This window comes from Streptomyces longhuiensis, assembly GCF_020616555.1.
Taxonomy (GTDB): Bacteria; Actinomycetota; Actinomycetes; order Streptomycetales; family Streptomycetaceae; genus Streptomyces; species Streptomyces longhuiensis.
The window spans coordinates 1,379,087-1,393,097 of sequence record NZ_CP085173.1 but is presented as its reverse complement, the minus strand read 5'-3'; the positions used below and the strand labels follow the sequence as shown (position 1 = coordinate 1,393,097).

Sequence of the window (14,011 nt, the reverse complement as noted above, 5' to 3'; positions counted from 1 at the left end):
ACTGGTCCGCCCGCAGGAGTTTTTACATCGTTGAAAGGAGGGTGTAAAGCCTTTGTGCGGGACGTGACCGCCCTGTGATTCGGGCGGGCCGTCCGACCGTGGTCAACGTGCGACCGCTGTGAGGTGCGGAAAGCCGAGCACGGTCCGGCTGCGCAGGGCCCGGTCCGGGCGCAGGACGGTGCTCGGATAGTCGGGACGGTTCGGGGAGTCGGGGAAGTGCTGCGTCTCCAGGCACAGGCCCGAGTGGGCGCCCAGCCTGCGCCCCAGCAAGTCGCCGAACGTGCCGTCGAGTTGCTGTCCGGCGTAGACCTGGAGCCCCGGCTCGCTGGTGTGCACTTCGAGCACGCGCCCGCTGCCGGGGTCCTCCAGGCGGGCCGCGCGGCGCAGGCTCAACTCCCTGTCTCCGAAGCCGGGCGAACGGTCGTGGTCGTCGAGCACCCAGCAGTGGTCGTAGCCGCCGGCGCGCGCCAACTGCTCGTCGGGCTCGGTGATCCGCGCGCCGATCCGTCGTGCCCGGGTGAAGTCGAACGGCGAACCGGCCACCGGTGCGGGCGCTCCGGGGAGCGGGAGGCCCGTCTCGTCGATGGGCAGATACGCGGCGGCGTCCACGGTCAGCAGGTGGTCGAGCACCCCTCGGTCCGGGTTGCCGGAGAGGTTGAAGTAGGCGTGGTGCGTCAGATTGACGGGCGTGGGGCGGTCGGTGACGGCGTGGTAGTCGAGCGTCAGGGATCCGTCGGACGCGAGGGTGTAGGTGACGGACACCTGGAGCGAACCGGGAAAGCCCTGGTCGCCGTGCGGACTGTCCAGGCTCAGCCGCACACTCGCGGCGCCGTCGGGCCGTTCGCACGGCTCGGCACGCCACAATCGGCGGTCGAACCCGTCGGCTCCGCCGTGCAGCGAGTTGCCCCGGTCGTTGCCGGGGATGCGGTGCCGCGTTCCGTCGAGGGTGAACGTGCCCGCGGCGATGCGGTTGGCGAACCGCCCCACCACGGCGCCGAGATACGCGCCGTGGGTGGCGTAGTGCTTCACGTCCGGGAGGCTCAGGACGACCTCGGCGGGCGGCCGGCGTTCGGGGCCGGGGACACGCAGGGAGTGCAGTACGGCGCCGTACGTCAGCACGGCGGCCTCAACTCCGCTCGCGCTGCGCAGAGTCCAGCGCTCGACCGGGAGGCCCGAGGGGGTGGCACCGAAGGGTGCCGGGAAAGGGGCGGCGAAGGACATGGGCTCCTCGCGGGGGTGAGGGCCGGGCTCTGTCCGGCGCCGGACGCGGGCGATGCCGACGGGGCGCGGACGGAGCCGGAGACCGGCAGCTGCGGATGCCTGGACATTACAACGTTGTAAGGAGCCGGTACAGGTATCTGCTCAGGTCTTTCGGATATCCGGCGGTCATCGGGCGGCTGCCCGGTCGGGGATTTCGGCGGGAAGTCCCTTTACCGGCCGGCACGGGCACGCGGTCCCGCCGCCCGGCCTACGTGCTCCGCCCGGCCTGCGTGCTGCGCCCCAGCGTGCTCTCGCGCGCGATGAGCCGGTAGTCCGCCCAGACGCGGCGGGGTTCGGGCGCCTGGCCGCTGAGCCGGGCGAGGACCGACTCCACCGCCATCCGCGCGATGGCCTCCTTGTCCGGCGACACGGAGGTGAGCGTGACCGCCCCGAAGTGCCCCTCGACGACGTCGTCGAAGCCGACCACGGCGACGTCCTCGGGCACGCGCATGCCGCGCTCCGACAGCACCCGCATCGCCCCGATGGCGATGGGGTCGTTGTACGCGAACACGGCGTCGGGCCGGCGCCCGGTCTCCAGGATCCGGGTCATCGCCGCCGCGCCGTCCGCGTGCCCCCACCCCTCGGTCGTCGCGATCAGCCCGTCGTCCACCGACAGGCCCGCCGAGAGAAGCTCCTCGCGCCACCCCTGAAGACGCAGGTGGGCGGGTTGGCTCTGGCCGCGGCGGGCGCCGATGAACGCCACCTCGCGGCGCCCCAGATCGATGAGATGGCGGACCGCGGTACGGGCCGCTGCGACGTTGTCCACCGCGATGTGGTCGTAGGGCAGGTCGTAGTGGCGCTCGCCGAGCAGGACCAGAGGCACGTTCTCCGTGCGCTCACGGAGGTCCTCCGCCTCCAGCTCGATGGGGCTGAGGATCAGGCCGTCGATGACGCGGGCGCGGAATCCCTGGCTGACCAGGACCTCCTGCTCGCGCCGGCCGCCCGTGTGGTCCAGGAGCACGATGTAGTCGTGCACGGCGGCGGCGTCGATCACCGCGGCCGCGAGCTCGGCGAAGTACGGGTTGCCCAGCTCGGGCAGGGCGAGGGCGATGATGCCCGTCCGCCCCTGACGCAGGTGCCGCGCGGTGAGGTTGGGCCGGTAGCCGAGCTCGTCGATGGCCTGCTGCACCCGCTCGCGCATCGCGGGGGTGACGTGCTGGTAGTTGTTCACCACATTCGAGACGGTCTTGATCGACACGCCCGCACGCGCGGCGACGTCCTTGAGGCTGACCCGCACAAGATTCCTTCCGGTGGCCTGCCGGGCGCCGGGACCGGTGCGTGCCCGCACGGCGCCGGAGCCATGGCCCCGGCGCAAAGGCTCTGGAGCCGGGCTTGCAACGTTATACGTCCGCATGGTGAAAGGTGGCAAGGGGAACGGATTCACCCGTCACCGGCAGCCGGACCAGCAGGGGAACGGGACCCGGGGGTACGGGACTCTCGCGCACCGGACCCCGGCGTACGGGACTCAGGAGGCACAAGAGCGCCGATGTGCAGGAGTCTCGACGTGTAGGAGTCCCGACGCACACGACCCCCGACGTACGGGACTCACGAGGCACGAGACCACCGAGGTGCAGGACTCCCGGCGTGCACTGCCCCCGACGCGCAGGACCCCGCCACATGCGACCCCCGACGTGCAGGACCCCGCCACACCGCCCCCTGACACACAGGACCCCGGCACCGACACCGTGGCGCGCCGCGGATACCCCCGGCGCGCCACGAACGGTCACGACGTCAGAGCAGCCGCCACAAGTGGTCGTCCGTCCCGTTGTCGTTGAACTGGACGACCTGCGCGCTGTCCGCCGTCGACATCCCGTCCACGCCGAGGACCTTGCCGCTGTTCTTGTTGCGGATCCGGTACCACCCGTCGCCGCTGTCGACGAGCGCCCACAGGTGGTCGGCGGTGCCGTTGTCCTCGTACTGGACGACGTGTGCGCTGTCCGCCGTGGACATCCCGTCGACCCCGAGGACCTTGCCGCTCTGGCCGTTGCGGATCAGATGCCAGCCGTCACCCTTGTCGACGAGCTGCCACGCGTGGTCGCCCGTGCCGGAGTTGGCGAACTGGACGACGCGGGCGCTGTTCTCCGTGGACATGCCGTCGACCGCCAGAACCTTCCCGCTGTGCTTGTTGGCGATGCGCCGGAACGCGGGCTCCGGCGTCCATGCCCTGCCGTCGGGCGAGGCCTGGGGAAACGCCGTGATCCGCAGCCGGGCCGCGCCCATCGGGACGAGTGTCACGGTCTCGACGGGGGCGTCACTGCGGGCCGGTCCGCTCTGCAGGGGCGCGACGACGTGCTCGTCGTCGGCGACCCACTCCTCGATGCGACGGGCGCGCGCGGTGATGTGCACCGGTGTCGTCCCGTGGGTGAACGGGTTGTCCCCGACCGGCCCGTCGTCGCGCCGGAACGAGAGCCCGGCGTCGGGCGACAGACCGTAGTTCCAGGCGGAGGTCGCGTGCACCTCGTAGTGGGGGAACGTGTCGTCGCCCGCATAGCGTTCGTACTGCTCGCCGATCTTCAGGGAGTAGGTGAGCGGTCCGTGGTCGACGCTGACGGCGTCGTGGTTGTCGGGCCAGTGGCGTACGGAGGTGCGCTGCGGCAGGCGCAGCGTCACCACGTCCCCGTCGTGCCAGGTGCGCTCCACCTCGGCCCAGGCCGGACCGTCCTTCGCCGACGTGCGCTTGCCGTTGACGAGGAGCTCGGGCCCGCGGCACCACCCCGGGATACGCAGCTGGAGCGGGAAACGCACCGGCTTCGGGGTGGAGAGCCTGAACTCGACCGTCTCGGTGAAGGGGTAGCCGGTCTCCTCGACGATGGTCACCTCGGTGCCGCCGGCGACCCGCGTACGGACCGTGCACGGGGCGTACATGGCGGCGGCGAGGCCGTCGCCGGGCGTCGCGAGCCACAGCTCCTCGCTGAAGTAGGGCCAGCCCATGCCGTAGTTGTGCGGGCAGCAGCGGTACTGGTCGACGCCGGGCTGCAAGGACTGCATGGCGAAGCCGTTCTGGAACTGCCCCTGTGTCTTCGGGGTGTTGTCCAGGTCGATGCTGTTGGCGCTGGTGACGTAGTGCAGCGACTTGCCCTGCGGGTCGAGTGCCGCGGGCAGCATGTTGAACGCGAGTTCCTCGCAGCGGTCCGCCCACACCGGGTCACCGGTGATGCGGGTGAGCAGTTCATGGCTGGCCATGAATTCGACGATGCCGCAGGTCTCGAAGCCCTGACGGGGGTCGCCGAAGCCGGGACGGTAGTTCTCGTCGCCCGCCATGCCGCCGCCGGGGAACTGGCCGTACGCACCCATCACGGCGTCGTAACCGCGGTAGGTGGCCCGGGTCAGGTCGGCCGAGCCGGTGAGCTGTGCGTACTGTGCCGGCTCACGGAATCCCTGGGCGATGTTCACGTTGTGGCGCGAGGGCGTGCCGCCCGTCCAGTCAGCCCCGAGGGTGTGCATCTTGCCCGCCAGATCGAGGAGGAACTTCTCCCCGGTACGGCGGTACAGCCACACCACGATGTCGAGCCCGTCGCCCCAACGGAAGGAAACCCAGCTGGAGTTGAAGGCTCCGGCCCCCTGCGCGTTCATGAAGCGCAGGAAGCGCGTGACGAACGGGACGACGCGCCGGTCGCGCGTGTACTCCTCGTAGGTCCGCAGCGCCATCAGCAGCGGCAGGAACGGCCAGAAGTCCGGACCGCCGTTGAGTGACGTACGCAGCGCGCGCGGGCCGAAGAAGCCGTCGCTCTCCTGTGTGGCGAGGATCGCGTCGATCCACTCGCGCGAACGGGCGAGGGCATGCTCGTCACCGGTGGCGACGGCGAGCGGGACGTAGCCGCGCAGCCAGTACGGCAGTTCCTCCCATGCGCCCCGCTCGGGGTGCACCCAGCCGGTGTTGTCGAAGTCCAGGAAGTGCGAGAGGTCCTCGTACCGGCCGCACAGCCCGTCGAGCTGGAGCTTCAGCTGTCCGGCGAGCCAGCCGCGGGCGGTGACACTGCCGGAGGGAAGCTTCCGGAACGCGTCCGGGAGCAGCGTGCCGGCCGACGGGCGTGAAGCCGCCGCCGCGGACGTGGCGAACGGGCCGCCGAGGGCCGCGGCGCCCAGGCCCAGGGCGCCGGCACCGAGAAGAGCGCGTCTGCTGACAGGCATGCGGATGCTCCTGTTCGGGGGTACGGGGAGGGGGATGAGAAGGGCCGGCCGCGCTCGCGCAAGAAGGGCGAGCCGCGCCCCGGTCCCCCTTCCGCGCCCTGACGGAGCGCGGAAGGGGGACCGGGCACATGCCGGACCGTGCTCAGCTGCCGGAGCAGCCGGCCACGGTCGCCTGCGAGGCGTCGCGGATCAGCGCGTCCTGCGCCGCCTTCACCCGCTTCACATCCGGCTTGACGATCTTGCGGTCGTACGTCACCAGGCCGTTGAGCTCACCCTCGACGTCCGAGATCTGCGTGTACACGGCGCCGTTGCTGCCCTGGCAGGCCAGCTTGTGCACCTCGGCGAGCCGTGCGAGGTAGTCGTCCGTGTACTTCGCCGGGTCGACGTCCACGTACGACTGCTGCACAGCCCACGCGTGACCGGGTACCGCGAGGCCGAGGCCGCCGTACTCGCCGCTGACCAGGGCGCGCTTGCCGTCGGGATGCGGCGGCAGGGCCGGGCTCGGGTAGCCGTGCTCGTCCATGATGTCGCCGGTTCCGCCGTCCGCCCCGAGGTTGAGGCCCGACATGTTGTTGACCAGCCGCGTCGGGTCCCAGGCCTTGGCCTGCTCGGCGATGCGGCCCACGTCGTACTGGCCCCAGCCCTCGTTGAAGGTGACCCACATGACCACCGAGGGGTGGCTGCTGTGCTGGTCGATCATCGTCTTCATCTCGCGCTCGTACTCGGCGCGCGCGGCCGTGTCCGGCGCCGCGCTCATGGCCGGCATGTCCTGCCACACCATCAGACCCAGCTTGTCCGCCCAGTAGAACCAGCGGTCGGGCTCGACCTTGATGTGCTTGCGGACCGAGTTGAAGCCCATCTGCTTGTGCATCTTCAGGTCGTAGGCCAGCGCCTCGTCCGTCGGCGCGGTGTGCAGCCCGTCGGGCCAGAAACCCTGGTCGAGCGTGGCCATCATGAAGACGGGCTTGCCGTTGAGAAGGGTGCGCGGCGTGCCGTTCACCTTCTCCACGGAGATGGAGCGCATCCCGAAGTAGCTGCCGACGCTGTCCTTGCCGACGTTCACCTTGAGGTTGTAGAGGAACGGGTCGTCGGGCGACCACAGATGCGCCTTGTCGATCTTCAGGGTCAGCGGCGCGCCGGTGACCCCGCTCGCCGTGGCGACCCTGCGCTTGCCGTCGTACGCCGTCGCCGTGACCGGCACGCCGTCCCGTACGCCCTTGGCCTCGACGGTGGCCTGGCCCGCCTTGACGTCCGGGGTGATCTTGAGGTCGGCGGCGTGGTCGGCCGCGACCGGCTCCATCCACACGGTCTGCCAGATGCCGGAGGAGGGGGTGTACCAGATGCCGCTCGGGTCGAGGCGCTGCTTACCGACCGGCGGGTTCTCGCCGCCCTGCGCGTCCGTCGGGTCGTAGACGCCGACGATCAGCTCCTGGGTGCGCCCCGGCTTCAGCGCGTCCGTGATGTCGGCGCTGAACTTGTCGTAGCCGCCCTTGTGGTCGGCGACCTTCTTGCCGTTGACGTACACCTCGGACTGCCAGTCGACGGCGCCGAAGTTCAGCTGGAGGCGCTTGCCGTCGCCGACCTTCCAGCCCTTGGGGACCGTGAACGTGCGGCGGTACCACATGCGGTCCTCGTGGCGCTCGATGCCGGAGAGCTGTGACTCGACCGGGTAGGGCACGAGGATCTTCTCGCCGAGCTGCTTGCCGACCGGCGGCTTGTCACCGGACTTCGCCGCGGCGAACTGCCACTCGCCGTTGAGGTTCTGCCAGGCGTCCCGGGTGAGCTGCGGGCGCGGGTACTCGGGGAGGGCGTTCTTCGGCCCCACCTCGTCGGCCCACTTGGTGCGCAGCTCGTACTCGGAGTCGTTCGGGCCGCTGCTCCAGAACTGGCCGACGGCCTTCTCGCCGGTGCTGGTCAGCCCGCCCTTGCCGTCGTACGTGACATCGGCCTGGCCGGACGCGCCGCCGCCCTTCTTGCCCACGACCGGCTCCTTGAGCCCGACGAGCAGGGTGCGGGGGTCGGCCGGGTCTGCCTTGATCGAGGACAGCGGCCACTGGGCGCCGCCGATCACGGCCTGGAGGTGATCCGCGAGGCCGGCCGGCGGGGCCGCGAGGGACTGCGCGAAGTCGAGCTTGAGGGTACGGCCGTCCTTGAGGACGGTCGTGGATATCGCCCCGTCGTAGTCCCAGCCGTCGGGGAGCCGGAAGGCGGAGGAGGGGATCGCCTCCTTGCTCTCGCCCGGCTCGGTCCAGCGCAGATGGAGGTTCGAGCCGCCGAAGTGCTCGAAGTACTCGACCTTGATGTCGTACGCCTTGCCGGCCGTCAACTCGACGGGCTGGGAGGTCTGTTCCTTGTCCCAGTCGTCGACCCAGTGGTCGATGGCGAGCTTGCCGTCGACCCAGAGCCGGAAGCCGTTGTCGCCGGTGATGGAAAACGTTGTCGCGCCGGTCTTCTCCGGTACGACCTTGCCCGTCCAGCGCACACTGGCGTCGTCGGCCTGGCCGGTGGCCGTCCGCAGCCGCGGCTCGAGGGTGTCGAAGTCGAGTTTCGGGTCGAAGCCGGTGGCCTTGAGCTCGGCGAAGTCGAAGGCTCCGGAGGCGGACTGGGTGTAGTACTCGCCCTTCAGGCCGTGGGGTTCGACCGGGTCGTCGGCCGCTGTCGCCGACGGCGACACGGTGAGTGCCGCGAGGCCCAGTCCCGCGGCCAGCAGCATGGCCAGTCGGCCTCTGAGTCGTTTGGTGCGCACGAATCCTCCTTGACTGAGGAAGGGGGGCGGCTCGTTGCCTGCATCTGTACAACGTTGGAAGGAACGGGCAGTTGGCATGACAGCACGCCCTCAGGTGCGCTGTCCAGGGTCATGACAAGACGACCCTCGGTGACCGCGAGGGGATGGCCGTGCTCAGCGCACGCCGCGCAGCAGCTTGCCCTCGGTCGAGAGATAGCCGGTCCCGTAGTCGTAGCGCGGGGCGGCGGCGAAGATGAGGTAGAGGTACTTCATGTTCTCGGCGAACCAGTACGCGGGAGTCAGGTCTCCGAGCGCCATCGGCGAGACGGTCACGTCCGACGCGATGGTGTAACCCCCGTCGACGCGCAGGTTCTTCATCCCCTGGAAGTACGTCCACGCGGTGTCGCGCCACTCCTGCCGGCCGTTCAGCTGGAAGAGGTTGAACGCCGAGTTCACGTACTCCGGCCTGAGCTGATTGCCCTTCTGCGTCGCCGAGAAGTCGGTGTAGTCGATCTCTTCGGGCAGGACGGCGTAGCGCTGCATCACCGCAGACCAGGACCGCTGGTACGCCTCGCCCTGCGCCTGGTCGCCGCCCATCGCGAGGAGGCCGCCGTAGAAAGAGGCGAGCTCCGAGGCGCGAGTCCCGGTGGTCTTTCCGGTGTTCATGTCGACCTGGCGGAACCACAGATGACCGTCTACGGTCACCGACTGGCGCCGCAGGATCGCGCGCGTGGTCTCGCGGTACCAGTTGAGCAGGTCCCGGTCACCGAACAGCTCCCAGCCGCCCCACAGGTACTCGTAGAACGAGTCCACGGGCGGGTTCGGAGCCGTGTCGGTCCCGTCGGCCCACTTCCCGGTCTCGACGTTCAGCGACGTACCGAGCAGGCCGAGCGGAGAGATCCGTCGCATCGTCTCGCGATAGGCCTTCTTCGCTGCCCGGTAGTACTTCTGATCGCCCGTCAGCTGGGACAGCATCCCGAACTCGAGGATGTTCGTGCCCACTTCGGCGAGCGGCGGCGTGTTCCCCGAGACGGCACCGGTACGCATGTTGACCTGCGTGTACGGAATGCCGGTCGGCGACTTCGTGAACGCCGGGAGCAGCCGGTCCGCCGCCTCTCGGGTCAGCTCCAGGAGCTTCGGCCTGCGGGTCACCAGATAGCCGGACAGCAAGCCGCCGACCACGCGGATGATCGCCTCGAAGACATGGAAGTCGCCGTCGATGTCGAGGTCGAGATGCTTCTCCAGGTAGTCGCAGCTCGACTTCAGCTCGTCGTCGAGCTCCATCACGTAGAGCGTGTCCAGCGCCTCGATCACCGACAGCGCGACGGGACGGCCCGGGACGAAGAACTCGCTGCTCGTGCCGGACACCGGCTTGACCTCGTCGTGCCCCCAGGCGGCCTTCTTGTAGCCGTTCCAGCCGTGGAGGAACTCGGCGCGCACCTGGGCCGCCTTCGCGCGGTCCGCCGGGGGCAGATGGCGGCCGCCCGGACTTGCGGCGGGCCTCGTGGCCGCTCCGGCGAGCGGGGAGCCGAGCAGCCCGGAGGCCGCGGCGGTGGCGCCGATCAGGGCGGAGCCGCGGAGGACACCGCGGCGGCTGAGGCTTTTCCTGTCGGGGGAGGAGGGGGAGGGGAAGGTCGAAGTCATGCGGGGATCTCGCCTTCTGCCCGGCAGTCCAGGGCTGCCGGGGCAATTGATAACGTTGTCACCCGTCACGGGGGCGCTGTTTCCGAACACGGAGGCGCCTCAGGGGGCTGACGGGCTGTCAGAGAAGGTAGCGCTCGGCGCTCTTGTTCGCGGCCTCGACTCGCAGCCGCGCGGACCGCAGGTGCGGAGGCGGTGCTTCACCGCGTGTGCTTTACAACGTTATATGGGCCGGGTGGCCCAGAGGCAAGAGTGCGGTCGCGCCCAATTCCGCCTGGACTATGAGGCCCTGACGGATGGGTGGACACGGTGCCGCACCCGTGTTGTCATGCTCCACGGCGCCGCAACCTCCGATCGAGTGCAACCGGCCGTGTGACAACGATGTCATCTCTACTTCTCCCAAGGAGCAGTGATCGCCGATGGTGTCCCGAAGAAGCCTTCTCCAGGCAAGCGGTGCGGCCCTCGCGGCGGGAGGGCTGGGTGTGGGCCTGCCGAACCCGGCCGGTGCCGCCGAATCCGCCGCCGCCCGCCCTCTCCTGCCGTCCTTCGGTCGCCCCACCCACCTCGACGTCGCGGACGTCAGCACTTTGGACGGCCACGACCAGCTGCTCCTGACTACCCTTCAGGGTGTCGTCAACCGCCGCCGCCCGCGCCTGTACTTCAACTTCGACAGCGGCGACGTGGACCTGCGCTGGCTGCCCGGAACCGGTGCCACCGTCACCCGTCACGACCACGCGACCGACCTCGTGCGCCGCTACCGCGACGACGTGCGCGGAGCCGTCCTCTACGACCCCGACGTCCCGGACTCGGTGAACATCGCCACGACCCTCGCCGGCCTGGAGAACGCCGTCGCCGCCACGGCGGACCGCGCCCGTGACCACGGCCTCGCCACCGTCGCCGACCTGCGCGGCCGGTTCGACGCCGACGACGTACTCGCCACGTACCGCTGGCAGTTGGACCGCCTGTTCCCGCGCTGCACCCACACACTTCTGGCCGGGCTGCCGCCGACGAGGACCGTACGGGCCGACGGCGTGCAGTGGCGCGAAATCGCCCGTGAGACCGAGCGCGTGCGCGACTCGTCGAACCGGCAGGTGCGCACCTTCGACCTGAGCGCGGAACTCACCGGCAAGGACGGCGTCCACCTCCGCTTCCAGGACTCCTACGGAGACGATGGCTGGGGCGCGTCGGTCGGCTCGGTCAAGGTGAAGGCGGACGGGCAGGTGGTCGCCTCCTTCGCGCCCGGCACGGACGCCGAGACCCCGTACCTCTTCGACGGCGTCAACTCCTCGATGGGCGGGGACGCCAACCGGTTCTGCGACGGCGGCGGTTACTTCATCTACCGGTTCACCGCGCCGGCAGGCACCCGGGAACTCGTGGCCGAGGTCGACGTGTGGAACCAGTACCTGGTCACCGCGACGACGACGCCACCCACGCGCGTCGAACCCTTCCCGTACTTCCGGGACTACGCGGTCGCGAGCCGCGCGATGGTCGTATGGCTGCCGCCGTCCGGCGGGACGGGCGAGCTCCTCGACGAGATCTTCAGCCGCGTCGAGCCCACCACCCCGTACGCCGGCTGGTTCTCCAACGACGTGGCGGGGGAATGGGGTGGGGTCGACCGGGCCTCGCAGCACGGCATAGAGGTCGTGCCCGCCGACTTCTACATGAACGGCACCGTGCACGCCGGCGTCCCGGCGAAGGTCTCCGCCAAGATCCGGCCCCGGCAGAAGTCCACCCTCCGCAACCGCGTCTACCTCACCCTCACGTTCGGGGAGGGCGACAACGTCCAGTACTGCCAGCGCCACATGCGTGACATCTGGGACGACCCGAAGCGCGGCGCCGTCCCCGTCAACTGGACGGTCAGCCCCCTGCTCGCCGACATCGGACCCGCACTCCTCGCGTACTACCAGAAGACCGCCACCGGCAACGACCTGCTGATCGCGGGCCCCTCGGGCGCGGGCTACACCTATGCCGGTTCCTGGCCCAAGAAGGCGCTCGACGCGTACACCGCACTCACCGGACGCTTCCTGCGCCGCACCGGCCTGGATCTCGTCTACGCGTACAACCCCCGCAACGCGGCCGGCGACGGATGGGTCCCGTTCGACGAGCGCGTCGTCCGCTCCTACCGGGACCACACGCAATTGCGCGGCATCATCCAGTCCTGGGAGACGGGGGATCTCCGGATCCGGCCCGCGGGGCTGCCGGTGATCGGCAACTTCTTCCCCCAGGGAAAGGCGGCCGAGTACCGGGACGGGCTGCTGAAGCACATCAAGGACTGGGACGGCGGCTCACCGCTGTTCATCGCGGGTGCCGTGAACGCCTGGAGCTGGACCCCGAGTGATGTCGCGGAGCTCGGCGAGCTGCTGGGGGACCCGTTCGAGATCGTCCGCGGTGACGCCTTCTTCGATCTGCTGAACCGGGCCGGAAGCCAGGAGGGCTGAGCCGGTCGGGAGTCCCCTCGGTGGTCCGGCCACGCCGCGTCGTAAGGGTGGACCCTGCCGCCGCGCCACTTCACCCACGCCGAGTCGTCGAACAGCATCTCCGCGTCCGGCAGCCCGGCCCGGTGCAGGAACTCGACGACTTCCAGGCCGCAGTGCGCGAGGCCGAGTATCTGTCCGCGCGTCCTCACCCTGCGCCCACTCGTGGGTGAGGGGCGGTGCACGACTATCGGCGCGACGTCCACAAATGCAGGGTCATCCGAATGCTGGGCGCGTGCATCCGCTGGCCAGGCGTTTTTGCTGGAAGATAGAGACAGAGCCCCGCTCGGCCCACCCCCCCCGGCCGGGCGGGGCTCGCTCTGTGCGAGCCGTGCGGGCTCCCGTAGAGGTTGTGCGTGCGGGCTTCCTCCCAGTGGCTATTCGTCGGCGGCATCACGCAATCCTCTTGCTATTGCAAGTAATGTGCAAGAAGCTGTTCCGGTCCTTACTGCCTGCCCCAGGACGCGGAGCCTCGACATGCCCGTCATGCCCCAGCTGATGCCCGAAGCGGGACCCCGACGCGTCATCGCCGCATCGAACTTCGTCAACACCGTCGGCAGCGGCCTCTACCTGACCGCCGGAGTCCTGTACTTCACCCAGGACGTCCGTCTCCCCGCGACGCAGGTGGGGCTCGGACTCGGTGTCGCCGGCTTCGCCTCGCTCGTCCTGGGCATAGCCGCGGGCCACCTCGCGGACAGGCGTGGAGCGCGCGGCGTCTACGCGGCGACCATCGTCGTGCAGGCGCTGGCGACGGCGGGCTTCGCCCTGGTGGACAGCTTCTGGCCGTTCGTCCTGGCCGTCTGTGCCGCGACCGGGGCGCAAGCGGCGGGGCGGGCCGCACGCAGCCCGCTCATCAGGCACTTCGGCGGGGACCGGCCACAGGAGTACCGCGCCTACCTCCGGGCCGTGACCAACATCGGCATCTCCCTCGGCGCGCTGCTGGCCGGCTGGGCCCTCCAGGTGGGCACCCACACCGCGTACCAGCTCCTCGTGATCGGCAACGCGATCGCCTTCGGCGCCTCCGCGGCCATCCTGCTCCTGCTGCCGCCGGTCGCTCCGGAACCCACGGCCGCCGGACCCCGCTGGATCGCGCTGCGGGACCGGCCCTACCTCCTCCTCACGGCACTCGACGGCATCATGGCGATCCAGTTCAAGGTGCTCACCGTGGCCATTCCGCTGTGGCTGGTCGTCGCCACGAGCGCACCGCACTGGCTCATCTCGGGCACGATGCTCGTCAACACCGTCATCGTCATCGCCCTTCAAGTGCGGGCCAGCCGCACGATCAACTCCCCGGCAGCGGGTGGCGGCGCGTACCGGCGGGCAGGCGTGGCCTTCCTCGTCTCCTGCTCGCTGATCTCGCTGTCCGCGGGTGTCCCGGCGTGGGCCGCCGTGACGCTCCTCATGGTCGCGGTGGTGGTCCACACGGTCGGCGAACTGTGGCACTCCGCCGCGGGGTTCGAGGTGTCCTTCGCCCTCGCCCCCGACCGGGCCACCGGCCAGTACCTCGGCGTGTTCGGTCTGGGCGCGGGCCTGGCGGACGCGCTCGGACCCAGCCTGCTGATCGCGCTCTGCATCACGTGGGGCAGGCCCGGCTGGTACGTCGTCGGCGCCCTGTTCACCGTCACCGGACTGGCGGCCCCCTTCGCCGTCCGCTGGGCTGAACGGCCCGCGCCCGCACGGGAGATGTCTCTCGAAACGGTGCGGCCTGTCTCTCAGGTCTGAAATCCGACCGGGCCGTCCCGTCTGAATTGCGGCCGAGCAATTCCGGTGGGCCGAGTGA

Annotated in this window: 7 protein-coding genes and 1 pseudogene; 2 read left to right on the top strand and 6 right to left on the bottom strand. The window is 70.0% G+C overall.

Annotation, left to right across the window (positions count from 1 at the left end; all coding sequences use genetic code 11):
* Nucleotides 1–102: 102 nt before the first annotated feature.
* The 5 genes from LGI35_RS06675 to LGI35_RS06655 form a co-directional block, all read right to left on the bottom strand.
* Nucleotides 103–1,221 (bottom strand): aldose epimerase family protein, encoded by a 1,119-nt coding sequence (locus LGI35_RS06675; protein ID WP_227292969.1) that lies wholly within the window; start codon nucleotides 1,219–1,221, stop codon nucleotides 103–105.
* A gap of 247 nt (nucleotides 1,222–1,468) precedes the next feature.
* On the bottom strand, nucleotides 1,469–2,497 hold the full coding sequence (locus LGI35_RS06670; protein WP_227300219.1) for a LacI family DNA-binding transcriptional regulator: 1,029 nt from the start codon (nucleotides 2,495–2,497) through the stop codon (nucleotides 1,469–1,471).
* Nucleotides 2,498–2,991: 494 nt separating this feature from the next.
* Nucleotides 2,992–5,391: a beta-L-arabinofuranosidase domain-containing protein gene (locus LGI35_RS06665; protein WP_227292968.1), complete on the bottom strand. Its 2,400-nt coding sequence runs from the start codon at nucleotides 5,389–5,391 to the stop codon at nucleotides 2,992–2,994.
* A 142-nt stretch (nucleotides 5,392–5,533) separates the two neighbouring features.
* Nucleotides 5,534–8,137 carry a PA14 domain-containing protein gene (locus LGI35_RS06660; protein ID WP_227292967.1) on the bottom strand — a complete coding sequence of 868 codons (2,604 nt, stop codon included), beginning with the start codon at nucleotides 8,135–8,137 and terminating at the stop codon, nucleotides 5,534–5,536.
* Nucleotides 8,138–8,290: 153 nt separating this feature from the next.
* Nucleotides 8,291–9,760, bottom strand: a complete 1,470-nt coding sequence (locus LGI35_RS06655) for a glycoside hydrolase family 47 protein (protein WP_227292966.1) — start codon at nucleotides 9,758–9,760, stop codon at nucleotides 8,291–8,293.
* Between the two features lie 416 nt (nucleotides 9,761–10,176).
* Here LGI35_RS06655 and LGI35_RS06650 point away from each other — a divergent pair, with 416 nt between their 5' ends.
* Nucleotides 10,177–12,195, top strand: a complete 2,019-nt coding sequence (locus LGI35_RS06650) for a GxGYxYP domain-containing protein (RefSeq protein ID WP_227292965.1) — start codon at nucleotides 10,177–10,179, stop codon at nucleotides 12,193–12,195.
* Nucleotides 12,196–12,227: 32 nt separating this feature from the next.
* On the opposite strand, the pseudogene LGI35_RS06645 reads toward LGI35_RS06650, so the two are convergent.
* A pseudogene (locus LGI35_RS06645) lies at nucleotides 12,228–12,437 on the bottom strand (hypothetical protein); the annotation flags it as partial.
* Between the two features lie 271 nt (nucleotides 12,438–12,708).
* Between LGI35_RS06645 and LGI35_RS06640 the strand changes: the two are divergent.
* Nucleotides 12,709–13,953 (top strand): MFS transporter, encoded by a 1,245-nt coding sequence (locus tag LGI35_RS06640; protein ID WP_279348621.1) that lies wholly within the window; start codon nucleotides 12,709–12,711, stop codon nucleotides 13,951–13,953.
* Nucleotides 13,954–14,011: the final 58 nt, after the last annotated feature.

What these genes read in the sequence shown, in the direction of transcription:
- LGI35_RS06675 (WP_227292969.1), bottom strand. Translation starts at nt 1,221, where the DNA reads ATGTCCTTCGCCGCCCCTTTCCCGGCACCCTTCGGTGCCACCCCCTCG.
- LGI35_RS06650 (WP_227292965.1), top strand. Translation starts at nt 10,177, where the DNA reads ATGGTGTCCCGAAGAAGCCTTCTCCAGGCAAGCGGTGCGGCCCTCGCG.
- LGI35_RS06640 (WP_279348621.1), top strand. Translation starts at nt 12,709, where the DNA reads ATGCCCGTCATGCCCCAGCTGATGCCCGAAGCGGGACCCCGACGCGTC.
- LGI35_RS06665 (WP_227292968.1), bottom strand. Translation starts at nt 5,391, where the DNA reads ATGCCTGTCAGCAGACGCGCTCTTCTCGGTGCCGGCGCCCTGGGCCTG.
- LGI35_RS06655 (WP_227292966.1), bottom strand. Translation starts at nt 9,760, where the DNA reads ATGACTTCGACCTTCCCCTCCCCCTCCTCCCCCGACAGGAAAAGCCTC.